The following is a 22414-nucleotide window of genomic DNA, read 5'->3' on the forward strand; positions in this document are numbered from 1 at the left end:
TGTTCTAAGCTCAAAAACGATAAAATCCATACAATTCAACTGTTCAACTATCGACCAATTATGGCAGGAGTGCTAACCTATACACGATATGCATGCATATCATTATTCCTGATTCATTATTTGGATTGGCGAAAGCCAGAAGAGCCACCCTTCAAGCAGTTGAAGCTCAACTCATAGTGACTCAGGCCATTACATCGGCAATGGATATGCCTGGCAGTTAGGTATCTAAATGCGCCCAACAATAGTCAGGTTCGCACACACTAATCGTAGTGCAATGCGCCGTCGCAGTGGTTTTACTGCTGCGCCAAAGGCAAAACAAGTTGCGCCAACAATGACTCTGGTTGAGAAGACAGCGATTATGCCAAGTGTTCCAAACAAAGTTATTAAAGCAGCTTAATTAAAAAGCGCGGCAGTCACCGCGCTTTTTTCTTTTCTCTCCGCCCTTTCCTATTTGGTGTTCGCCAAGCAATTTGATACCTTTAGTAGCAAATAACACCTATAAATTCTGTGGAGAAAGAAATGAAGTGTCATCGTATTGAAGAGCTGCTTGAGCTACTAGAACCAGAGTGGCATAAAGATCAAGAAATGAACCTGCTACAGTTCATCGTTAAACTGGCAAACGAAGCGGGTTATGAAGGCAAATTGGAAGATCTGACTGATGATGTGTTGATCTACCACCTCAAAATGCGCAATAGCAGCAAAGACGAAATGATCCCAGGTCTAAAGAAAGACCAAGAAGATGACTTTAAAACCGCCATCCTTCGCGCTCGCGGCATCATCAAGTAAACGGCTCAACACCCAATACTGATAAGCGACTCATTTGAGTCGCTTTTTTTATAACTAAATCAACCAGTTCGAAAAGCCATTTATAACTGTTCAGCCATTTATCAGGTTAATTGTACTGACTTTTGTTGTTAAACGTTGACAGTGTTAAAGAAACGGAATTGTTATTGATTGTATAATCGCCGTTCATCAGTATTTACTAAAATAATTATGCCCAGTCATGATTCACCGTCTGGGCAAAACAGCAATGTCATTGAGCGTCATCAATAGAAATGTCGCCGCACATTATAAGAGCCGAAAGAAGGAAGCGTTCATGAGTCAGGATAAGATCGATATCAAAGATGTGACTCCCAAAACCTTTAATCCCAAAACCCACAAAGGGAATGGGGACCGTTTCAACCCAAGTAATCGTATCTATGTGCGTGAGAGCAAAGGCACCTTTCAAAAGCTACGCCGTTATGGTGGTTGGTTTTTGTTGTTGCTATTTGCATTGGTTCCGTGGATTCCTTACGGAGAGCGCCAAGCCATTTTGCTGGATATCGGAAACCAGCAGTTCAACTTTTTCGGCACCACTCTGTACCCTCAAGATCTCACCCTGCTCGCCCTGCTGTTTGTGATTTCCGCTTTTGGGTTATTCTTCATCACCACCTTTTTAGGTCGGGTTTGGTGTGGCTATCTGTGCCCACAAACCGTGTGGACCTTCATGTATATCTGGTTTGAAGAAAAGCTAGAAGGCAGCGCCAATAAACGCCGTAAACAAGATTCCAATAAGTTGACCACCAATTTAGCGATACGCAAAACCCTCAAACATATCGCGTGGTTTGCGATAGCCCTTGCGACAGGTTTCACCTTTGTTGGTTACTTCGTACCGATGAAACAGTTGGTTATCGACTTCTTTACTTTCAATGCTAACTTCTGGCCAGTGTTCTGGGTGATGTTCTTCGCAATTTGTACTTACGGTAATGCAGGTTGGATGCGCTCTATCATGTGTATTCACATGTGTCCTTATGCACGCTTTCAATCCGCCATGTTCGACAAAGACACCTTCATTGTTGGTTACGATACCAAACGCGGAGAAAAGCGAGGTCCTCGCTCACGTAAAGCAGACCATAAACAAATGGGGCTCGGTGACTGTATCGACTGTGATTTGTGTGTTCAGGTCTGTCCAACTGGCATTGATATTCGCGATGGCTTGCAATATGAGTGCATTAACTGTGGTGCATGTATTGACGCCTGTGACAAAACCATGGAACGCATGGGTTATGAAAAGGGTCTGATCAACTACACCACAGAACACCGCCTCTCAGGCAAGAGTACAAAGGTCATGCGTCCCAAACTGCTTGGTTATGGTGCAGTATTATTGGTGATGATTGGCTTGTTCTTCCTCCAAGTCGCATCCGTTGACCCGGCAGGCATGAGTGTACTGCGTGATCGTAATCAGTTGTTCCGCGTTAATAGCTCAGGTGAAGTGGAAAACACCTATACCCTCAAAGTGATCAACAAAACCCAACAAGTTCAAAAGTATGACTTAAACGTGGAAGGCTTGAGTGATGTCAGTTGGTATGGCAAACAAACGATTCAAGTTGAACCTGGAGAAGTCTTGAACTTACCAATGAGTCTTGGCGTTGATCCTGACACGCTAAACTCCGCGATTACGACAATTCAGTTTATACTCACCGATAAGAGCAACGAATTCACTATCGAAGTAGAAAGCCGATTCATCAAGAAGCTATAACTTCGAAGACCAATGGAAAAAGGCTCAGTAATGAGCCTTTTTATTTATATGTCCCAAGGTACTTTCAACTTTGATGCCCTGACGCCCGACTTTATGTGGTACGCGCTAGAGAGCATCGGTATTCGAGCAGAGTCAGGATTTCTGCCTCTCAACAGCTATGAAAACCGCGTATACCAATTCACTGACGAAGAACGCCAACGCTACGTAGTAAAATTCTACCGCCCAGAACGTTGGAGCAATGAGCAAATTCAAGAAGAGCATGATTTCACGCTTGAACTGATCGACAACGAAATTCCCGTCGCCCCACCCGTTCGCATTAATGGTCACACCTTGCATCACTATCAAGGTTACAGCTTTGCTTTGTTTGAGAGTGTTGGCGGTCGTCAGTTTGAAGTGGATAACCTCGATCAATTAGAAGGCGTTGGTCGCTTTTTAGGTCGTATTCATAAAGTGGGAAGCAAACAAGCGTTTCAGCACCGTCCAAGCATTGGTCTACAAGAGTATCTCTACCAACCAAGAGAGATTTTGCAAAACGCCAATATGATCCCAATGCATTTGGAAAATAGTTTCTTCAATGATTTAGACATGCTGATCAAATCACTCGAAAACCACTGGCAAGATGGCTTTAAATCCATTCGTCTGCACGGTGATTGCCATCCGGGTAACATCTTATGGCGTGATGGGCCAATGTTCGTCGATTTAGATGACTCACGTAATGGCCCAGCGGTGCAAGACTTGTGGATGCTACTCAATGGTGAACGTCAAGATAAGCTAATGCAATTGGACATTGTTTTAGAAGGTTACCAAGAGTTTTGCGATTTTAACTCGGCAGAATTGAAACTAATCGAGCCACTTCGCGGTCTACGAATGGTGCACTATATGGCATGGCTAGCAAAACGTTGGCATGACCCGGCATTTCCGCTCGCTTTTCCATGGTTCAATGAGCCAAAATACTGGGAAGGTCAGGTCCTTGGATTTAAAGAGCAGATTGCCAACTTAGAAGAAGCACCACTGTCTTTAATGCCTCAATGGTAAGTCGGGCCGAACAATTCAAAATGGAGATTATTTAAATGAAAAAGCTGTTCGCACTGTTTTCTATGCTGATGCTTAGCCTGTCGGCACATGCAGCGCAATTCAAAGAAGGTGAACAATACAAAGTATTGGATCTAGAAGCATCAAAGAAGCCTGTCGTTACTGAGTTCTTCTCTTTCTACTGCCCGCATTGCAATACGTTTGAACCTATCATTCAGCAGTTGAAGAAGCAGCTACCTGAAGGGGTGAAACTGCAAAAGAACCACGTGTCATTCATGGGGGGCAACATGGGGCCTTCAATGAGCAAAGCCTATGCGACCATGGTTGCGCTTAAAATTGAAGATAAGATGGTACCCGTGATGTTTAACCGCATTCACAACATGCGTAAAGCACCACGTGACGACGCAGAGCTTCGTCAAATCTTCCTAGATGAAGGTGTAGATGCGAAGAAATTCGATGCTGCATTCAAAGGCTTCGCGGTAGATTCAATGGTTCGTCGCATGGACAAGCAATTTGAAAACAGCGGCCTAACTGGTGTACCTGCAGTAATCGTGAACAACAAGTACCTAGTTCAAGCGCAAGGCATCAAATCAACTGAAGAATACTTTGCTCTTGTAGATTACCTACTGACACTTAAGTAATTCGAATTGAAATGAAAAAGGGGAGCAAGATGCTCCCCTTTTCAATTTAACTTTAGCTCGGATTATTTATGAATACCTTGCAGCAAGATATCTTTCTCTTGCCAAACCTCGCCTAACCATTGCTGGAATTGGCGCTTGTACGGCTTATCATTGAAGTAATCCCCCAATACCTTCTCATCCACAGGCAACACGTTCACACGCACCACAATCTTGGTCATACGGCCCATCAAAATATCTTTAAATGGTTTATCTGTGTTTTCTGGGTAAGCTAATGTCACATCGATAATGTTCTCAAACTGATCACCCATTGCCGCTAATGTATATGCGATACCACCTGACTTAGGCTGCAATAAGTATTGGTAACCGGCACGGCTCTTACGCTGCTTCTCTTGGGTAAAACGAGTCCCTTCGACATAGTTAACTACTGTGGTCGGAGTATGTTTGAATTTGGAACACGAACGGCGCGTGGTTGCCAAATCTTGACCACGTTTGTGTGGATTACGAATCAAAAACTCCCGCGAATAACGACGCATAAACGGCATATCCAGCGCCCAACAAGCCATTCCGATAAAAGGCACATATAATAGCTGTTGCTTGAGGAAGAATTTTGGCATCGGAATGCGATCTTTAAACACGCAACACAGTACAACAATATCAGTCCAACTAAGATGATTACTGATCAAGAGGTACCAACCATCCTTCTTTAGGTTTTCACCGCCTTCAATATCCCATTCAACGCGATTGAATAAGGCAAGAATACCCATGTTGATGGTGGCCCAAACCCACATCATTTTATTGGCCGCCTCTGTCCCCTTAGCTTTGAGCTTTGCTGTTGGAAGCAAAAGCTTAAAAATAGCAATGATACAAATTGCGATAGAACAAATCGCAGAATTTATAATCACAAAGGAAGCGTTAAAAATGAGTAACAAATATGCCAACATGGTAACCAATCGATAACTTGTGCGCGTGAGCAATAAAACAGCGTGTAATTATACGAATCCATTGCCATATTGGAACATTTGTAAGAATGGTCAGATTTGTTGCAATGTAAAACTGGACCACCGCTCAAACAAATATTCTTCATTCGACAAACAAGGAGAACGCGAATGAATCCAAGGCTAACCTTACTGCCTTTGGCCTTTATCGTCAGCACAGCTCAGGCTCAACTAGCAGAGACCGCAGGTTTTAGCGGCGAAGTTTCATTAAATGCTGGCTTCGTCTCATCTGAATCCCATTTTAATACGGATAACAGCAGTACAATTAACTCTCTCGATGAAAGTGCCGAGAGCGACAGTTCTTTCATTGCTGCCCCTCTAGGCAACGCAGCTTATACATTCGGTCACCGACTTAACCACCAAGTGTATGCTGGTACGACACGTTCCGATATCGCTATCGGTACTTTGGCATTCCAATTGGGCTATAAATACCAATTAGATTCAGGCACTGTGCTCGATTTCTCGTATTTACCGACCATTTTGGAAGGGGAAACCTGGCAAAACCCTTACTTGATCAATCAAACAAGAAAAACCACAGATGAGGGTGGCAACGCCTTTCGTTTCCAGATCAACCGCTTTTTAGACGATAACTTTAATCTTGATCTGGCTTACGCAGACAAAGACGTAGAAAAAGACACCGTGACCGATCCATCACTGGCCCGTGATGCTAAGATCTACCACATCAAAGGTGACTATCGAATTCCACTCAGCCGCACATCGATGCTACAACCCGCATTTACTTACATTTATCATGATGCAGATGGCGACGCAGAATCCTTTAACTCTTATAGATTGGACTTAAGTTGGTTCCAGTTTATCAATCGACATCGTGTTGCCTTAACTGCCGGCTACACGGTCAAAGACTTTGAATCAGCAAGCGCGACGTTTGGTAAAACTCGCAACGATGATAAGTTAAGTTTGTTTGCTGCATACGAGTACAAAAATGTATTTGATTGGGACAACTGGTCTTTCATCTCACTAGCAGGTTATAGCAGTACGGATTCCGACATTACTTTTTATGATGAAAAAGAGTACTTGTTGTCGGTCGGTTTAAACTACACCTTCTAACCCTTATATTGCAGCGAGTACAAACCAGACTCGCTGCGAAATAGCTTCTATACCGCCTGTGCGGTTAACTGCTTGAGCAATCTATCCATCGCTCTGTACCCTAACGCTTCTGCAAGATGCGTTCGTTCAATCGCTGCTGAGCCCTCCAGATCAGCAATCGTCCGCGCAACTTTGATAATCCGGTGATAGGCACGAATCGATAACCCAAGACGATGCAGCGCATTCTCTAAAAATTCCGCATCGGATTTTTGTAATGGGCAGAAAGCTTCAATTTCTCGGCTCCCCAGCAGGGCATTTACCTTGCCACTGCGTTGCAACATACTCTCTCTGGCTAAGTTGACTCTTTGTTTTACTACGGAGGTTGGCTCACCTCTATCACCTCCTTCAGCTAACGTACCTTTCGGCAGTGCAGGAATCTCTAACGACATATCAAATCGGTCAAGCAACGGCCCTGATAATCGACCAAGATAACGCAAAATCGCCTGTGGATTTGTGCGAGATTGGTTACCTTCGTAATAACCCGTAGGGCTCGGGTTGAGCGCTCCGACCAACTGAAATCGAGCCGGAAAACGAGTTTTACCCTGCGCACGTGAAATAATGATTTCCCCCGACTCTAATGGCTCCCTTAAAGAGTCGAGTACTTTGCGATCAAACTCTGGCATCTCATCCAAAAACAACAGTCCATTATGCGCCAATGAAATTTCACCGGGTCTAGGCACTGAGCCTCCCCCGACCAATGCCGCCATTGAACTAGAATGATGCGGGCTGCGCAGCGGGCGTGTTTTCCAATTGTGTTCATTGATTTCACTTTGAGTTAGCGACGCTACTGATGCCGTTTCCATCGCTTCTTCATCGGTCATCTCAGGCAATAAATCACACAGTCGTGAAGCCAACATGGTTTTACCCGTTCCGGGAGGGCCAAGAAAAAGTAAGTTGTGATTACCTGCCGCCGCTATCTCTAAGGCACGCTTACCTTGTTGCTGCCCAATGATGTCTTGCAGATCTCGACCATGCTTTTCGACGACATTACGCTTTGGTGCTTGGTGTAATTCCAACTTATGCTGACCACAAAGCTCAGCGCACACTTCCAGTAAAGACTGCGCAGATTTGTGTTTTTCTTTCCCCACCAAAGCGGCTTGATCACCGTTGGCATGGGGCACAACTAAATGACGCTGACTTTTATTTGCGGCCAGCGCGGCGGGTAAGACGCCTTTTACGGGCCTTAATCCGCCAGAAAGTGCCAATTCGCCAACAAATTCGTAGTTTTTAAGCTTATCTGTCGCGATTTGCTCTGAAGCAGCTAAAATTCCCAACGCAATTGGTAGATCGAAGCGCCCACCTTCCTTGGGTAAATCTGCTGGGGCCAAATTTACCGTGATTCGCTTGGCAGGAAATTGGAAGTTGGAATTAATGATCGCACTGCGGACACGATCTTTAGATTCTTTTACTGTTGTTTCTGGTAGACCGACGAGTGTAAAGCCCGGCATCCCATTGCTGATGTGGACTTCCACGCTTACCGATGGCGCTTGCACACCCACACTTGCTCGACTATGAATGATTGCCAGCCCCATAATTTCCTCAAATTTTTGTACGCTATATAAGCAGATGTTTTCTATATGGATATGTTATATAGCCTGTCCAGATGGGTACTTAATGTGAAAAAAGAATGACTTTTTGCTTGTCATGCAGCAGATTTGTGTGTTACCACTAGTGACGCAAACATTTTCGTAGAACATTACACAATACTTTTTAACGAAAAAAGAACGACAGACAGATGAACATATTCGCTCACATCAACTCACTGCTAGCCCTGATTATCGTGGTCATTATTGACACCGCGCGGGGAATGTGGGCGAAAAATAACCACAAATTACAAAAAACCCCCGCACTGAAAAGTCCGGGGGTTTTTTTACAACTACATGTTGTCATCTGTCTAACTCTTAGACAGCTTAACGGGAAGAATGGGAGTGCACATGAAGTGCGAAACACATGGCGATAGCTACGAGCCACAACGTAGCAAAGGAGGTTTACGATGACCGGTGCACAACTTGTCGTAGCCGCTTTAAGACAGCAAGGCATCGAGACGGTGTTTGGGTATCCTGGTGGAGCCATCATGCCAATCTACGATGCGCTATATGATGGTGGTGTAGAACACATCTTATGCCGTCATGAGCAAGGGGCCGCAATGGCCGCTATAGGAATGGCCCGCGCGACACAAGACGTTGCAGTTTGTATGGCTACTTCTGGACCTGGTGCCACCAATCTTGTTACTGGCCTTGCCGACGCCTTCCTAGATTCCGTGCCACTTGTCGCCATTACCGGTCAGGTTGCCAGTTCTCATATCGGTACCGATGCTTTCCAAGAGATGGATGTGATCGGAATGTCCCTCTCTTGTACCAAACACAGTTACCTAGTGACTGACATCGAAGACCTTGCCCCAACGCTTGCCGAAGCGTTCGAAGTAGCGAAAACAGGCCGCCCAGGTCCAGTTATTGTCGATATCGCTAAAGATGTTCAACTTGCTCAAGCACCAACTGAACTTCTGCCTCCCTGTGTTCCACCAGCCATCCCACAAGTCCGCGATGAAGACATCCAACGCGCACAAGAAGTTCTCGCCGCTTCAACTCGCCCTGTTTTGTACGTAGGTGGCGGTGTTCAACTTGCTAAAGCAACAGATGCCGTTCGTGAGTTTCTACGCCTAAACCCTATGCCAGCAGTAAGCACTCTGAAAGGGCTGGGTACCATTGAACGCCATGACCCACACTACCTTGGTATGTTGGGTATGCACGGCACTAAAGCAGCCAATCTTGTTGTACAAGAGAGTGACCTTTTGATTGTGGTAGGAGCACGTTTCGATGACCGAGTAACGGGTAAGCTTGATACATTCGCACCCCATGCCAAGGTCATTCATATCGACATCGATGCGGCAGAGATACACAAACTGCGTCATGCAAATGCGCCATTGCGTGGTGACATCAATACCATTCTTCCTCAGTTAGAGTTAACACAAGATATCTCACCATGGGTTCACCACAGTGAAAGTCTACGTAGCGGTTTTAAATGGCGTTACGACCACCCAGGCGAGTTAATTTACGCTCCTCTGTTACTTAAACAGCTGTCTGACATGATGCCGGACAGCTCGATCGTGTCGACTGACGTAGGTCAGCATCAGATGTGGGCAGCGCAACATATCCAACCGCGTAACCCACAAAACTTCATCACTTCTGCTGGTCTAGGTACGATGGGCTTTGGCTTACCTGCTGCAATGGGTGCTGCTGTCGCACGTCCTGATGATCAGTCTATCCTTATTACAGGTGACGGTTCATTTATGATGAACGTGCAGGAGTTGGGCACGCTGAAGCGTCGTCAGATACCAGTAAAGATTGTCCTCCTTAATAACCAACGTCTTGGCATGGTTCGCCAATGGCAGTCGCTGTTTTTTGACGGCCGCCATAGTGAAACCATTCTTGATGACAATCCAGACTTCGTGATGCTGGCAAAAGCATTCGATATCCCGGGTAAAACCATCACCAAGAAAGAAGAAGTCGAACCGGCTCTCAAAGAGATGCTAGAAAGTAAGACTTCTTACATGCTTCACGTTTTAATCGATGAAGAAGAGAACGTGTGGCCATTGGTGCCACCAGGCGCATCCAACAGTGACATGTTGGAAAATACTTAGGAGACAATCACATGGACAGATATTTACTCGACATCAAAGCCGATGACAAACCGGTACTGTTAGAGCGCGTTCTTCGTGTGATTCGTCATCGAGGCTTTGTGATCAAACAAGTTGCGGCGACGCAAAACCACGAAAGCAAAGTCGCCAGCGTAGAGATCATCGTCGACAGTGACCGACCAATCTCGTTCTTGGTTAATCAAATTGAAAAGTTGTGGGATATCCGTACCGTCGAGGTACTGAAAATTCGCAATGACGAACTCCCAAATCACAACCTACAACAACACGTGAGCGCATAAGGAAGGCAATAAATGGCAACGAAAACCGCAGATTTCATTTGGTTTAATGGTGAGATGGTTCCATGGGCAGAGGCAAACGTACACGTTTTGACTCATGCGATGCACTACGGCACCTCTGTTTTTGAAGGCGTACGCTGCTACAACACACCAAAAGGACCAATTGTCTTCCGCCATCGTGAGCATGCACAGCGTTTAAAAGACTCCGCAAAAATTTACCGCTTCCCTATCCCTTTCTCTGTAGAGGAAATCATGGAAGCAACACGCGAAACACTTCGCCAAAACAAACTCGATAGCGCTTATATCCGTCCACTAGGTTTTGTGGGTAATGTTGGCTTGGGCGTATGCCCGCCAGTAGGCACTGAAATGGAACTCATCATTGCTGCTTTCCCTTGGGGGTCTTACCTAGGTGAAGAAGCGCTAGAAGCTGGTGTTGATGCCATGATCTCTAGTTGGAATCGTGCAGCTCCAAACACCATCCCAACTGCGGCTAAGGCAGGCGGTAACTACCTATCTTCACTATTGGTGGGTGGAGAAGCTCGCCGTCACGGTTATGACGAGGGCATCGCACTAAGTGTCGATGGTTACCTATCTGAAGGAGCGGGTGAGAATATCTTTGTTATCAAAGATGGTGTCATCATCACGCCACCAGCAACCAGTGCAATTCTGCCAGGTATTACTCGTGATTCGATCATGACGATTGCACGCGACAAAGGCTATGAAGTACATGAAGCAAACATTGCTCGTGAAGCACTTTACCTTGCCGATGAAGTTTTCATGACTGGTACCGCAGCTGAAGTTGTACCAGTGGCAACCATCGACAAAATTGAAGTGGGCACCGGTAAACGCGGCCCAATAACTAAAGAACTGCAAGCGGCCTACTTTGGCCTATTTAACGGCACCACGGAAGACAAGTGGGGCTGGTTAGACTATGTGTACCCAGAACAGAAGTAAGAAGGATTAAGAAATGCCAAAATATAGATCAGCTACCACCACACATGGTCGTAACATGGCGGGTGCACGTGCTCTTTGGCGTGCTACTGGCGTAAAAGATGAAGACTTCGGTAAACCAATCATCGCCGTTGTGAACTCATTTACTCAATTTGTTCCGGGTCACGTACACCTAAAAGACATGGGTCAATTGGTTGCTGGTGAAATAGAAAAAGCCGGCGGCATCGCAAAAGAATTTAACACTATCGCAGTCGATGACGGCATCGCAATGGGCCACGGTGGCATGCTTTACTCACTGCCTTCACGTGAACTGATTGCCGACTCTGTTGAGTACATGGTGAATGCGCACTGTGCCGATGCAATGGTGTGTATCTCTAACTGTGACAAAATCACTCCGGGAATGATGATGGCTGCAATGCGCCTAAACATTCCGGTTATTTTTGTTTCAGGCGGTCCTATGGAAGCAGGCAAAACCAAGCTTTCAGATCAGATCATCAAACTAGATCTTGTTGATGCAATGATCCAAGGTGCCGATCCAACCGTTTCTGATCAACAAAGCGAACAGATCGAACGCAGCGCATGTCCAACATGTGGATCATGCTCAGGCATGTTTACCGCAAACTCGATGAACTGTCTAACAGAGGCATTGGGTCTGTCTCAGCCAGGTAATGGCTCAATGTTGGCGACTCACGCTGACCGCGAGCAATTATTCATTAACGCAGGTAAACGCGTGGTTGAACTAACTCGCCGTTACTACGAACAAGATGATGAGTCAGCCCTACCACGTAATATCGCTAACCGCGCAGCCTTCGAAAATGCCATGGCACTGGACATCGCAATGGGCGGCTCTAGCAATACGGTTCTGCACCTGTTAGCAGCCGCACAGGAAGGTGAAATTGACTTCGACATGAACGACATTGATGAAATGTCTCGTCGCGTTCCACACCTCTGTAAGGTGGCACCGTCAACGCAGAAATACCACATGGAAGACGTGCACCGTGCTGGTGGTGTCATGGCGATCTTGGGTGAACTTGATCGTGCAAACTTGCTAAACGGCAATACACACACAGTGCTTGGCATGACGATGCAGCAACAACTTGCTGAATACGACATCATGCAAACGGAAAACGAAGAAGTCCTTAAGTTCTTCCGCGCTGGTCCTGCGGGCATCCGAACAACTCAAGCCTTCTCTCAAGATTGCCGCTGGGATCGCCTTGATGACGATCGCGTAGACGGTTGTATCCGTTCAAAAGAAAACGCCTTTAGCCAAGAAGGCGGCCTAGCCGTTCTGTCTGGCAACATCGCAGTGGATGGCTGTATTGTGAAAACCGCTGGCGTAGATGAAGAAAACCTTAAGTTCCAAGGTCCTGCAATCGTCTTTGAAAGCCAAGACTCTGCTGTTGATGGCATTTTAGGTGGCAAGGTAAAAGCGGGTGAAGTGGTTGTTATTCGCTACGAAGGTCCGAAAGGTGGTCCGGGCATGCAAGAAATGCTTTACCCAACCACGTACCTAAAATCGATGGGCCTTGGTAAGTCTTGTGCGCTACTGACAGATGGTCGCTTCTCTGGTGGTACATCAGGCCTCTCAATTGGTCACGCCTCTCCAGAAGCAGCCAGTGGCGGTACTATCGGCTTGGTTCAAAATGGCGACATCATCACCATTGATATTCCTAGCCGCTCTATCTCACTGGATGTTTCAGAAGAAGAGCTTACTGCACGTCGAGCAAAACAAGACGAACTAGGCTGGAAGCCAGCGAACCGTCAGCGTGAAGTCTCTTTTGCTTTGAAGGCGTACGCAAGCATGGCAACCAGTGCTGACAAAGGTGCAGTGCGAGATAAATCTAAGCTCGAGGGCTAGCTTTATGAGTCAACCCTTTCCCTTAAAACAGGAAAACCAGTCTGGTGCAGATTATCTGCGCCAGATCTTGCGCGCTCCTGTGTACGAAGTGGCAACCGTCACCCCTTTACAAGAGATGCCGCGCCTTGCTGCACGCATTGGTAACAATGTGCAGATCAAACGTGAAGACCGTCAACCAGTGCACTCGTTCAAGCTACGTGGCGCCTACAATATGGTGGCAAGCCTATCCGAAGCGCAAAAAAACGCGGGCGTGATTGCAGCATCAGCAGGTAACCATGCTCAAGGTATGGCTCTCTCTGGTACTAAACTTGGTATCCGAACGACGATTGTTATGCCAAAGACAACACCAGACATCAAAGTGGATGCGGTACGTGGTTTTGGTGGTAATGTCGTTTTGCATGGCAGTAACTTTGATGAGGCAAAAGCCGAGGCAGAGCGTCTATCCGAGTTAAACGGGTACACCTTTGTCCCTCCCTTCGATCATCCACTGGTGATTGCAGGTCAAGGCACCATCGGCATGGAAATGCTGCAACAAAATGGCCACCTTGATTATATCTTTGTCCCTGTCGGAGGTGGTGGTTTAGCTGCTGGCGTGGCGGTACTCGTCAAGCAACTGATGCCCGAAATCAAAGTCATTGCGGTTGAGCCGGAAGATTCTTCTTGTTTAAAGGCTGCATTAGATGCAGGCGAGCCCGTCGTGCTCGATCAAGTCAGCATGTTTGCCGATGGTGTTGCGGTAAAGCGCATTGGTGAAGAAACTTTCCGTCTATGCCAAAAGTACATTGATGGCCATATTGCGGTCTCTAGTGATGAAATCTGCGCAGCAGTCAAAGACATCTTTGAAGACACGCGCGCGATTGCAGAGCCCTCAGGTGCGCTTGCTCTAGCGGGTTTAAAGAAGTTTGCTGAGCAGAACAAACTAGAAGGCAAAAACCTTGGTACCGTGCTGTCTGGTGCGAATACCAACTTCCATGGTTTGCGCTACGTATCAGAACGTTGCGAATTGGGTGAAAAGCGCGAAGGTTTATTAGCAGTTACGATTCCAGAACGTCAAGGCGCTTTCTTTGAGTTCTGCAACTTGATTGGTGGTCGAGCGGTCACTGAGTTTAATTACCGTTACAACGATGATGCTTTGGCAAATATCTTTGTTGGTGTTCGTTTGCAAGGCGGTCAAGAAGAGTTGGAAAATATCATTCGCGATTTACGTGATGGTGGTTACCCTGTGGTTGACCTGTCCGATGATGAAATGGCGAAGTTACACGTACGCTACATGATTGGCGGTAAGCCGTCTAAACCACTCAAAGAACGTCTGTATAGCTTTGAGTTTCCAGAATACCCAGGTGCGCTACTTAAGTTCTTAAGCACTTTAGGTACTCATTGGAACATCAGCTTGTTCAACTACCGTAATCACGGTGCCGACTACGGACGCGTTTTATGTGGTTTCGAGTTAGATGAAAGCGACTTAGCTCAGTTTTCCGCGCATTTACGCGAACTTGGCTATCAATGTAAAGACGAAACGGACAACCCGTCTTATAAGTTTTTCTTGTCGTAGCCGACATCAAGTTATACAAAAATCCCTCGCCATGACGAGGGATTTTTTATTAACGTTGAATCAATGCGATTTCCACCGCATCTGGCTCTGGCGTCTTAAACTCGCTATATTGTTGATAATTAACGACGCGGTCTCTGCCTTGGTCTTTCGCAAGGTACAGCGCCTTATCCGCCATCTTCACCAGTCCCTCAATATCCGAAGCCGGTTCTGGATACGTTGCGACACCAATCGAGACACTTAACTGACCTAGCGACAAACCTTTGTGCTCTAGGTGTAAAGCACGGATCTGATCCACTATGTTCTGCGCATAATCCGTTGCCGAAGCCATATCGCAATGTGGCAGAATCACGGCTAACTCTTCCCCGCCTAAACGACAGGCTGTTTCATCTTCAGAGACGGTGCGTTTCAATAGCGCGCTGATCTCTTTCAATACGTAATCACCGGCATCATGACCAAAGTTGTCGTTAAAGCGCTTGAAATGGTCGAGATCAAGCATCAATAGCGACATGGCTTCTGTGCTGGTCGCTGAGTTGTTTACGTGCTCCGTGAGCTTTTGCTCGAAGAAACGGCGGTTGTACAACCCCGTTAACGGATCGCTCAACGCCTGAGAACGTAACTTCTCTTGGAGACTCAAGTTCGCTAATGCTAAGCCTAAATGTTCCGCCACGCTGTACGACAACTGCATGGTCATCTCATCAACTTCAATCTCACCTTGGCCAAAATACAAATGCATGATACCGATGGTATTGCCGTGTGCAGTTAGAGGAATACACAGCGTCTGGTTATTTTCGATCGATGCCATATGTTCACAAGTTAAGTTATGGAATGACTCAATCGATAAGTGACTGCGACCTTTACGCAGTGACCAGCATTCATCAGGAGCAAATGAGCGACTTCCTGGCCAGCTATCCCCCCAATCTAGTTGCGTGACTAACTGGTTTCTTGAAGAGCGCATCAGAGAAATACTGCCATTCACCTTACCCAAAATACGAGGGACGATATCCTCTACGACCATCTGAGCTTCAATCAAATTGTTACATGCTGCCAGCATATTGGCTAAACGATGCATTAACTCAATTTCCAATGTACGCTGACGAATGCGCTCATCTTGTTTTTTCTGCTCTTCGGATACTTTATGGATGATTTGACGATGGCTGAAAATCGAGGTTGCGATAAGAAAGCCAATACTCAGTACCACCATGGCACCTAAGATCGCCATCAATTGTGATGTCATGGTTTTCAAATGATGCATCGGTACGGCGAGTACCACGACGAACTCTTGAGAATCGATAACAACCTTGCGTGATACGTAAAACAGATCAACAGACAACACTTCACTAAAGCGTACGTCGTAGCCAGACCCATTCTCCCAAGCTTGGACAAATTCAGGTCGGTCGCTGTGACTTTCCAGTCCAATTAAAGCGCGGTCTGACAGCGCAGTATCTCCGACAACGGTGCCCTGCCCATCAAGTACTTGAATACGAGCATCTGCATCAGCTTGCGTTAAGTCACCGATATAATCATCGATATCAGAATCGTGAGCGAAGCTCGGAGCATCTTCCTTAATTTCATAGATAACATCGGTAAGCAGAGATTCCGTTGTTCGCTGCACAGAATCATGCACTGAACGCTCAAGCGTTATATAAAACCCGTATAACCCCACCAACATAAACACAGACAATGTGATGATCGGTAAGATTTGCCATTTTCTATCCACTAATTTTGACATAATCGTTCATCCTAAATTTACCGAACTTTGTTTCGATTTTTAATGAATTGACCACATTGTCAACACGTGTTTCGGTCAATTTTCAATTTTATGAATGTTGTAGCCAATCTCGATGAAGTTGACTTGACGAGCCAAGATAATCCACCATCCATTGAATCAACTTATGGTTATCGTCCTTACGCCACACCAAACAACACTGGCTCAGCGGCTTATCATCCGGCAGCACTTTTTCTACCAGTACACCATCATTAATAAGTGGCATAGCGATATGTCGTGGCATGTATCCTACGCCGACCCCATTTTTTAGACACTCAATCGCACTGTACCAATTAGGTAAAAGCAAACGTCGTTGTTTCGGATAATGCCCAGTGTGACGTTTTGGCAAGACGTTTGACGTATCATCTAAGCAAATAGCCGGAAATTTACTGACAAATTCTTCGGTAAGTATCTGCTGACGAACGCAAGGATGAGCCGGAGACATTACGAATGCCCAATCGAGTACGCCCATATCTTTGACTTCAAAATCGCCACCAACAGGAATTGCAGAAGTAGCACCAACCACGATATCAGCTCGTTCCTGAGCGATAGCCTCCCAAGAACCATTAAATACTTCCATGTTGATTTGCAGCTCTGCAAATTCAAACTCTCGATAAAAGTCTTCAACCAAAGGTTTGAGCTTGTCGAGCTTGACCACGTTATCCAACGTGAGCTTCAACGTTGATTGCCAGCCATGAGCTGCACGTCGAGTTTGCGCTTTCACTTCTGCCATCTGTCTCAATAATAAACGCGCTTCAGCAATAAAAAGTTCTCCCGCTGGCGTGAGTTCTACCTTTCTCGGCAAGCGGCGAAACAGCACCACATCCAGTTCTTGTTCCACTTGACGTACGCCATAACTGATCGCCGACGGCACCTTATGCAACACTTCGGCAGCCGCAGTAAAACTGCCCAAGCGAGCAACCGTATCGAGCATCTCCAACGAAGATTTTGAGAACATGAATATCGACCCTTCAAAAAATTTGATTGATAACCAATAATTTTAGCGTTTTATTTTCTTAAAATCGAAAAATAGAATGGCGAGGTAAATAAATCAGGGTTAGCGCTAACTGATACTGAACAATAAATGATTAAATAATTTGATTGGTTGAATCATGAAAATCTCAAAACTACAGCTTGTTTATCTCGCAGCCTTATCAATGCTCGGCTTTATTGCTACCGATATGTACTTACCGGCATTCAAAGCAATGGAAATCGATTTTGCTACAGGCCCTGAACAAATCGCACTTTCTCTGACCGTATTTCTTGTTGGTATGGCTTTTGGTCAGTTGATGTGGGGCTTGGCTTCAGACAAATTTGGACATCGTAATACGTTGGCCGCAGGTTTGGTTCTGTTTACCATAGCCTCATTTGGCCTCGCGTTCAGTGAGCAAGTATGGCAACTACTCGCACTGCGCTTCGTTCAAGCGATTGGTGTTTGTGCTCCTGCGGTAATCTGGCAAGCGATGGTGATTAAACGTCACTCTAGCCAAAGCCAGCAAATCTTTGCCACCATTATGCCTTTGGTTGCGCTATCACCAGCACTCGCACCTCAATTAGGTGTGTTATTGGCAGACAGCTTTGGCTGGCATAGTATTTTTGTTGCATTGACGCTGATGGGTGTACTTCTCGTTGTAGCAACTATGGCTCAGAAAGATGAAAAAGTAGAAGCAAAACAAACCAGTATGTCTTCAGATATCAAATCACTACTAGGCTCTAAAACTTACCTAGGTAACGTGTTTATGTTTGCTACAGCATCGGCGGCTTTCTTTGCTTATTTAACCGGTATGCCAGAGATCATGTCTCAACTTGGCTATGAAGCGAAAGACATTGGTTTAAGCTTTATTCCGCAAACTATCGCTTTCATGGTCGGTGGTTACTTAGGAAAAGTTGGCGTACGTAAGTATGGTGACGAGAAGATTCTGCGTCAGTTGATTGGTCTGTTTAGTGTTGCGTCACTACTCATATTCGCAGCGTCACAATGGGAATTGACCTCTATCTGGCCAATCCTAGCGCCATTCTGTTTAATTGCGGTGGCAAACGGCGCACTTTACCCAATCGTAGTAAACCGTGCCTTAGCAAGTGCAAAGCAAAGCCCTGCGACTGCGGCTGGTCTACAGAATAGTTTACAAATTACCGTTAGCAGCTTATCAAGCGCACTGGTTGCGGCAATGGCAAGCCAAGCTCAAATGGTAACAGGCATTGCGATCGTACTTTGTATGGGTGGATTGTGGATGGGTTACATTCTGTCGAATCGTGAACTCTCACAACATTTCACAACGCCTGACAACGCTCGCGTGGTCAGCGAAGAAGAAGTGTAATCCGCACTAATAAGAACAAATCGAAAAGAGCCACGTAATGCGGCTCTTTTTTCACCCACGACCTACATACTTTTTAAGCCCCATTTCTCTGCGGTTTGTTTGAAGAAACCTTGCGTCTTCTTTAACTCAACCCAGTGATTGATGTAGTTAATCCAAACTTGGTCATCTTGCGGCAGCAGCATCGCTATTGGGGTTGGCTTGCGAGGTTCTTTCACCGGAACAATCGCCAATTGTTTAAACTTCTCCACCAGCGTAGCTGCTTCTACATTTGATGTTACCGATACGTCGGCACGGCGAGCTAACAATTCTTGAAAATCACGTGCTGGCGCCTCAATGACAATGTGCTCAGCCGATGGAAAAAACGCTTTGACCATCTTTTCTTGCACCGTACCCAAGGTTGCTGCCACTTTCACTTCTGGTTTATTGAAATCATCCCAATCAGAAAACTTGGCCAAATCTTTCTTTTGTACCACTGGTACAAACGCAAGATAGAAATACGGTTGGCTGTAACCCGCCACCTTAGCGCGCGACATATTCAAAGAAGCGCTCCCCGTGATGTCGTACTTATTGGCGGTAATGCCATTAACCAAGGTCTTCCAATCGGTCGCAACGTATTCCACTTTAACGCCAAGATCTTTGGCAAGCTCTTTCGTGACATCAATATCAAATCCACGATAGCTGTTCGTTGCCGGATCTTTCATTGTCATCGGGTTCCAATCCCCTGTCGTTCCGACACGCAACACACCTTTGTCCAAGATCTCTTGTAGACGACTTTCTGCATGAGCAACTTGAGTTATCGCAAGCAGACACATTCCTAGCGCAAGCAACGTTTTTTTCATTTTCTATTCCCTTAAAAGAATGAGAGTGGGAGATATTCCCTTTAATTATTAACCATTAGTACGGCTTCATTGATAACATAGCAGCAACAAAGGAAGTTTTTTAGTCAGTTCAGGGAGTAATTGTGAACTATAGACATCTGTGCCTCGTTTCATTGCTTTTTCTTACCGGTTGCTCTGACTACCAATGGGGCTGGTATGTTCTTGATCCATCGACCGAACAAGGGCTGACAAACATCAAGTTTCTGGTCGCAGGCTTTAATGACACGATCCAAGTGTCATTGCTCAGTATGTTGTTTGCGATGACGATTGGATTACTCATCGCCCTACCCGCGCTCTCTGACTCTCCAATACTCAAGTGGATAAACCGTGTTTATGTGGAGGTGATCCGCTCTATTCCCGTTTTGGTACTGCTGCTTTGGGTGTATTACGGCATGCCGACACTGCTAGACGTATCACTGAATCATTTTTGGGCAGGTGTGATTGCGTTAACCATTGCAGAAAGTGCCTTTATGGCAGAAGTATTTAGAGGAGGAATCCAAGCCATCAGTCGTGGCCAACATGAAGCAGCAGAGTCACTTGGATTAAACTACTGGCAAAAAATGCGTTTGGTGATTCTTCCTCAAGCTTTCCGACAAATTCTCCCCCACTAGGGAATCAATTTGTGTATATCCTCAAGATGAGTTCTCTCGTCAGTGTCATTGGTCTGAGCGATTTAACCCGCAGGGCAAATGAGTTAGTGGTCAATGAATACTTACCATTGGAGATCTATACTTTTTTAGTATTGGAGTACTTGGTCTTAATCCTTGTGGTTTCTCAGGCGGTACGCTGGTTAGAAAAACGCATTGCGATTCCGAGCCATTAAACCCACACGACTAAAAATATCGACCGCTAAACTAGATACAACAAAGCCGCTCATGATGAGCGGCTTTGGTTAATATCGTTTAAAGAAAGTAACTAGAGCTTACTTCTGCTTCACTGGACGTTGCCAACCGGTAATTTTGCGCTCTTTTACGCGAGTGATCACTAACTCACCTTCTGCGACATCTTTGGTTAACGTAGTACCCGCACCAATGGTCGCACCATCAGCAATCGTCACTGGCGCAACAAGCTGGCTATCTGAGCCAACGAAGACGTCGTTACCAATGATGGTCTTGAACTTGTTCGCACCATCGTAGTTACAAGTAATGGTACCCGCGCCGATGTTAGTACGTTGACCAATCTCTGCATCACCAAGGTAAGTTAGGTGGTTTGCCTTAGAACCTTCACCAATACGCGCGTTTTTCACTTCGACGAAGTTACCTACGTGAGAATCGTTACGCATCTCCGCCCCAGGACGCAGGCGAGTAAATGGACCAACCGTACATTCTTCACCAACGGTAGCACCTTCAATCACACTGTAAGGACGAACAATAGTGTTATCATCGATTTCACAATCTTTTAGAACGCAGCCAGTACCAATCACTACGTTATCACCTAGTGAAACGTTGCCTTCGATGATCACATTGACGTCGATTTCACAGTCCATACCGCATTGCAGTTCACCGCGTAAATCGAAACGTGCTGGATCACGCAGCATAACGCCTTGTTCTAGCAGTTTCTGTGCTTGCATTGATTGGAATGCACGCTCTAAACGAGCCAGTTGAGCACGATCGTTAACGCCTTCCACTTCAATCGCGTTTACTGGGTGTACTGCCTCTACCGCACGACCTTCATCGTGCGCGGCCGCGATAACGTCAGTTAGGTAATATTCACCTTGCGCGTTTTCATTGTTCAAGCCAGCAAGCCAGCGTTTTAGATCACCACCAGTTGCTACCATTACGCCAGTGTTGATTTCTTTGATGAGCTTCTGCTCTTCTGTCGCATCTTTTTGTTCAACGATAGCCACAACAGGGCCATTTTTACGAATGATACGACCATAGCCCATTGGGTTATCCAGTATCACCGTTAGCAATGCGATACCACCCGTAGGCTGTGCATCTAAAAGGTTTTCAATAGTTTCCGCAGAAATCAGTGGAACATCGCCGTACAGTATTAGTACTTTCTCGTCATCTTCGAATTGCGGTGCAGCTTGATCAACCGCGTGACCAGTACCTAATTGCTCTGCCTGAAGCACCCATGTTACTGGCTCCTCTGCAAGCGTCTGCTTCATTTGATCACCACCGTGACCAAATACGAGGTGGATGTTTTGTGCGCCTAGGCCAGTACATGTATCGATAACATGTTTTGCCATCGGCTTCCCTGCCAAAGTATGTAGCACTTTAGGCATGTTCGAATACATACGAGTACCTTTACCCGCAGCAAGAATCACAGCACTGAATTTCATTATCAACCTATTGACGTTCTATTTTAATTGGGCGTTATTTTAAACAGCTTGAAGGGAATAGTTAATGGTGGGAGGTAAATTTCCTACTAAAATTAATCAAAAAGGCGACCAAATGGCCGCCTTTTTCATGCAACGTTGCTAATAGAGCTTAGCGACGCTTTTTGGTCAGCTCGATAACTCGTAGCTGAGCAATGGCTTTAGCCAGTTCACTGGCCGCTTGTGCGAAGTCCATGTCGCCATGCTGATTCTGGATTTGCTCCTCAGCGCGACGCTTGGCTTCTTCTGCCTTCGCTGCGTCTAGATCTTCACCACGAATCGCTGTATCAGCCAGTACTGTAGCAGTACCAGGCTGAACTTCGACCATACCACCAGAGACATAAATGAACTCTTCGTGGCCGTGCTGTTTCACAATACGCACCATACCAGGCTTAATAGCGGACAGGAGCGGAGTGTGGCCGTGGAAAATACCCAGCTCACCTTCGCTACCGGTCACCTGAAACGTTTCAACGCGACCTGAGAAAATGCGTTTCTCAGCGCTTACTACGTCTAGGTGAAAGGTTATTGGTGCCATATCGCCTCCTA

The 22414-nt window shown here is 46.0% G+C and carries 19 protein-coding genes and 1 pseudogene; 13 read left to right on the forward strand and 7 right to left on the reverse strand.

Annotation, left to right across the window (positions count from 1 at the left end):
* The first annotated feature begins 229 nt into the window (after positions 1-229).
* From C1S74_RS10710 to C1S74_RS10730, 5 genes are all read left to right on the forward strand, one after another.
* On the forward strand, positions 230-397 hold the full coding sequence (locus C1S74_RS10710; RefSeq protein WP_103415275.1) for a hypothetical protein: 168 nt from the start codon (positions 230-232) through the stop codon (positions 395-397).
* A gap of 122 nt (positions 398-519) precedes the next feature.
* On the forward strand, positions 520-786 hold the full coding sequence (locus C1S74_RS10715; RefSeq protein ID WP_038870166.1) for a YihD family protein: 267 nt from the start codon (positions 520-522) through the stop codon (positions 784-786).
* Between the two features lie 310 nt (positions 787-1096).
* Positions 1097-2518 carry a cytochrome c oxidase accessory protein CcoG gene (ccoG, locus tag C1S74_RS10720; RefSeq protein WP_038870167.1) on the forward strand — a complete coding sequence of 474 codons (1422 nt, stop codon included), beginning with the start codon at positions 1097-1099 and terminating at the stop codon, positions 2516-2518.
* A gap of 48 nt (positions 2519-2566) precedes the next feature.
* Complete coding sequence (locus tag C1S74_RS10725) at positions 2567-3553, forward strand: serine/threonine protein kinase (protein ID WP_045401064.1); 987 nt, start codon at positions 2567-2569, stop codon at positions 3551-3553.
* 35 nt (positions 3554-3588) lie between these two features.
* On the forward strand, positions 3589-4191 hold the full coding sequence (locus C1S74_RS10730) for a thiol:disulfide interchange protein DsbA/DsbL (protein ID WP_038870173.1): 603 nt from the start codon (positions 3589-3591) through the stop codon (positions 4189-4191).
* A 62-nt stretch (positions 4192-4253) separates the two neighbouring features.
* Here the strand turns inward: C1S74_RS10730 and C1S74_RS10735 are convergent, their stop codons facing one another.
* The gene (locus C1S74_RS10735; RefSeq protein WP_045401062.1) at positions 4254-5132 is read right to left on the reverse strand and encodes an acyltransferase; all 879 of its coding nucleotides are present in this window, start codon (positions 5130-5132) and stop codon (positions 4254-4256) included.
* Positions 5133-5297: 165 nt separating this feature from the next.
* On the opposite strand from C1S74_RS10735, the gene C1S74_RS10740 reads away from it, so the two are divergent.
* Entirely contained in the window at positions 5298-6254 is a 957-nt protein-coding gene (locus C1S74_RS10740; RefSeq protein ID WP_045401060.1) for a DUF2860 domain-containing protein, read from the forward strand.
* Between the two features lie 47 nt (positions 6255-6301).
* Here the strand turns inward: C1S74_RS10740 and C1S74_RS10745 are convergent, their stop codons facing one another.
* The gene (locus C1S74_RS10745; protein WP_038870176.1) at positions 6302-7825 is read right to left on the reverse strand and encodes a YifB family Mg chelatase-like AAA ATPase; all 1524 of its coding nucleotides are present in this window, start codon (positions 7823-7825) and stop codon (positions 6302-6304) included.
* A gap of 461 nt (positions 7826-8286) precedes the next feature.
* Here C1S74_RS10745 and ilvG point away from each other — a divergent pair, with 461 nt between their 5' ends.
* The 5 genes from ilvG to ilvA are packed head-to-tail and all read left to right on the forward strand — an operon-like array spanning position 8287 to position 14587.
* Complete coding sequence (gene ilvG / locus C1S74_RS10755) at positions 8287-9933, forward strand: acetolactate synthase 2 catalytic subunit (protein WP_038870177.1); 1647 nt, start codon at positions 8287-8289, stop codon at positions 9931-9933.
* An 11-nt stretch (positions 9934-9944) separates the two neighbouring features.
* The gene (gene ilvM, locus C1S74_RS10760) at positions 9945-10229 is read left to right on the forward strand and encodes an acetolactate synthase 2 small subunit (RefSeq protein ID WP_005440786.1); all 285 of its coding nucleotides are present in this window, start codon (positions 9945-9947) and stop codon (positions 10227-10229) included.
* 12 nt (positions 10230-10241) lie between these two features.
* Positions 10242-11180, forward strand: a complete 939-nt coding sequence (gene ilvE, locus C1S74_RS10765; RefSeq protein ID WP_045401058.1) for a branched-chain-amino-acid transaminase — start codon at positions 10242-10244, stop codon at positions 11178-11180.
* A 13-nt stretch (positions 11181-11193) separates the two neighbouring features.
* Entirely contained in the window at positions 11194-13035 is a 1842-nt protein-coding gene (ilvD, locus tag C1S74_RS10770) for a dihydroxy-acid dehydratase (RefSeq protein ID WP_038870179.1), read from the forward strand.
* 4 nt (positions 13036-13039) lie between these two features.
* Positions 13040-14587: a threonine ammonia-lyase, biosynthetic gene (gene ilvA / locus C1S74_RS10775; protein WP_038870180.1), complete on the forward strand. Its 1548-nt coding sequence runs from the start codon at positions 13040-13042 to the stop codon at positions 14585-14587.
* A 49-nt stretch (positions 14588-14636) separates the two neighbouring features.
* Here the strand turns inward: ilvA and C1S74_RS10780 are convergent, their stop codons facing one another.
* Both C1S74_RS10780 and punR read right to left on the reverse strand, forming a co-directional pair.
* Positions 14637-16316 (reverse strand): sensor domain-containing diguanylate cyclase, encoded by a 1680-nt coding sequence (locus C1S74_RS10780; RefSeq protein WP_045401056.1) that lies wholly within the window; start codon positions 16314-16316, stop codon positions 14637-14639.
* Between the two features lie 88 nt (positions 16317-16404).
* A complete protein-coding gene (punR, locus tag C1S74_RS10785) occupies positions 16405-17310 on the reverse strand; it encodes a DNA-binding transcriptional activator PunR (RefSeq protein WP_038875201.1) in 906 nt (301 codons plus the stop codon).
* Between the two features lie 154 nt (positions 17311-17464).
* Here punR and punC point away from each other — a divergent pair, with 154 nt between their 5' ends.
* Entirely contained in the window at positions 17465-18670 is a 1206-nt protein-coding gene (punC, locus tag C1S74_RS10790; protein WP_045401055.1) for a purine nucleoside transporter PunC, read from the forward strand.
* Positions 18671-18732: 62 nt separating this feature from the next.
* Here punC and C1S74_RS10795 read toward each other — a convergent pair whose 3' ends face one another.
* Positions 18733-19509: a transporter substrate-binding domain-containing protein gene (locus C1S74_RS10795; RefSeq protein ID WP_045401053.1), complete on the reverse strand. Its 777-nt coding sequence runs from the start codon at positions 19507-19509 to the stop codon at positions 18733-18735.
* Positions 19510-19631: 122 nt separating this feature from the next.
* Here C1S74_RS10795 and C1S74_RS10800 point away from each other — a divergent pair.
* Positions 19632-20371 (forward strand): annotated as a pseudogene (locus C1S74_RS10800) (amino acid ABC transporter permease).
* Between the two features lie 99 nt (positions 20372-20470).
* Here the strand turns inward: C1S74_RS10800 and glmU are convergent.
* Together glmU and C1S74_RS10810 are read right to left on the reverse strand one after the other, a co-directional pair.
* Entirely contained in the window at positions 20471-21832 is a 1362-nt protein-coding gene (gene glmU / locus C1S74_RS10805; protein WP_045401047.1) for a bifunctional UDP-N-acetylglucosamine diphosphorylase/glucosamine-1-phosphate N-acetyltransferase GlmU, read from the reverse strand.
* A gap of 148 nt (positions 21833-21980) precedes the next feature.
* A complete protein-coding gene (locus C1S74_RS10810; RefSeq protein ID WP_005429758.1) occupies positions 21981-22403 on the reverse strand; it encodes a F0F1 ATP synthase subunit epsilon in 423 nt (140 codons plus the stop codon).
* Positions 22404-22414: the final 11 nt, after the last annotated feature.

The organism is Vibrio hyugaensis, assembly GCF_002906655.1.
GTDB lineage: Bacteria > Pseudomonadota > Gammaproteobacteria > Enterobacterales > Vibrionaceae > Vibrio > Vibrio hyugaensis.

Coding starts and splice junctions, on each gene's coding strand:
- C1S74_RS10740 (WP_045401060.1), top strand. CDS start 5,298: ATGAATCCAAGGCTAACCTTACTGCCTTTGGCCTTTATCGTCAGCACA.
- ilvM (WP_005440786.1), top strand. CDS start 9,945: ATGGACAGATATTTACTCGACATCAAAGCCGATGACAAACCGGTACTG.
- C1S74_RS10725 (WP_045401064.1), top strand. CDS start 2,567: ATGTCCCAAGGTACTTTCAACTTTGATGCCCTGACGCCCGACTTTATG.
- ilvG (WP_038870177.1), top strand. CDS start 8,287: ATGACCGGTGCACAACTTGTCGTAGCCGCTTTAAGACAGCAAGGCATC.
- C1S74_RS10715 (WP_038870166.1), top strand. CDS start 520: ATGAAGTGTCATCGTATTGAAGAGCTGCTTGAGCTACTAGAACCAGAG.
- C1S74_RS10710 (WP_103415275.1), top strand. CDS start 230: ATGCGCCCAACAATAGTCAGGTTCGCACACACTAATCGTAGTGCAATG.
- C1S74_RS10795 (WP_045401053.1), bottom strand. CDS start 19,509: ATGAAAAAAACGTTGCTTGCGCTAGGAATGTGTCTGCTTGCGATAACT.
- ilvA (WP_038870180.1), top strand. CDS start 13,040: ATGAGTCAACCCTTTCCCTTAAAACAGGAAAACCAGTCTGGTGCAGAT.
- C1S74_RS10810 (WP_005429758.1), bottom strand. CDS start 22,403: ATGGCACCAATAACCTTTCACCTAGACGTAGTAAGCGCTGAGAAACGC.
- ccoG (WP_038870167.1), top strand. CDS start 1,097: ATGAGTCAGGATAAGATCGATATCAAAGATGTGACTCCCAAAACCTTT.
- C1S74_RS10730 (WP_038870173.1), top strand. CDS start 3,589: ATGAAAAAGCTGTTCGCACTGTTTTCTATGCTGATGCTTAGCCTGTCG.
- punR (WP_038875201.1), bottom strand. CDS start 17,310: ATGTTCTCAAAATCTTCGTTGGAGATGCTCGATACGGTTGCTCGCTTG.
- C1S74_RS10735 (WP_045401062.1), bottom strand. CDS start 5,132: ATGTTGGCATATTTGTTACTCATTTTTAACGCTTCCTTTGTGATTATA.
- ilvD (WP_038870179.1), top strand. CDS start 11,194: ATGCCAAAATATAGATCAGCTACCACCACACATGGTCGTAACATGGCG.
- C1S74_RS10780 (WP_045401056.1), bottom strand. CDS start 16,316: ATGTCAAAATTAGTGGATAGAAAATGGCAAATCTTACCGATCATCACA.
- glmU (WP_045401047.1), bottom strand. CDS start 21,832: ATGAAATTCAGTGCTGTGATTCTTGCTGCGGGTAAAGGTACTCGTATG.
- ilvE (WP_045401058.1), top strand. CDS start 10,242: ATGGCAACGAAAACCGCAGATTTCATTTGGTTTAATGGTGAGATGGTT.
- C1S74_RS10745 (WP_038870176.1), bottom strand. CDS start 7,825: ATGGGGCTGGCAATCATTCATAGTCGAGCAAGTGTGGGTGTGCAAGCG.
- punC (WP_045401055.1), top strand. CDS start 17,465: ATGAAAATCTCAAAACTACAGCTTGTTTATCTCGCAGCCTTATCAATG.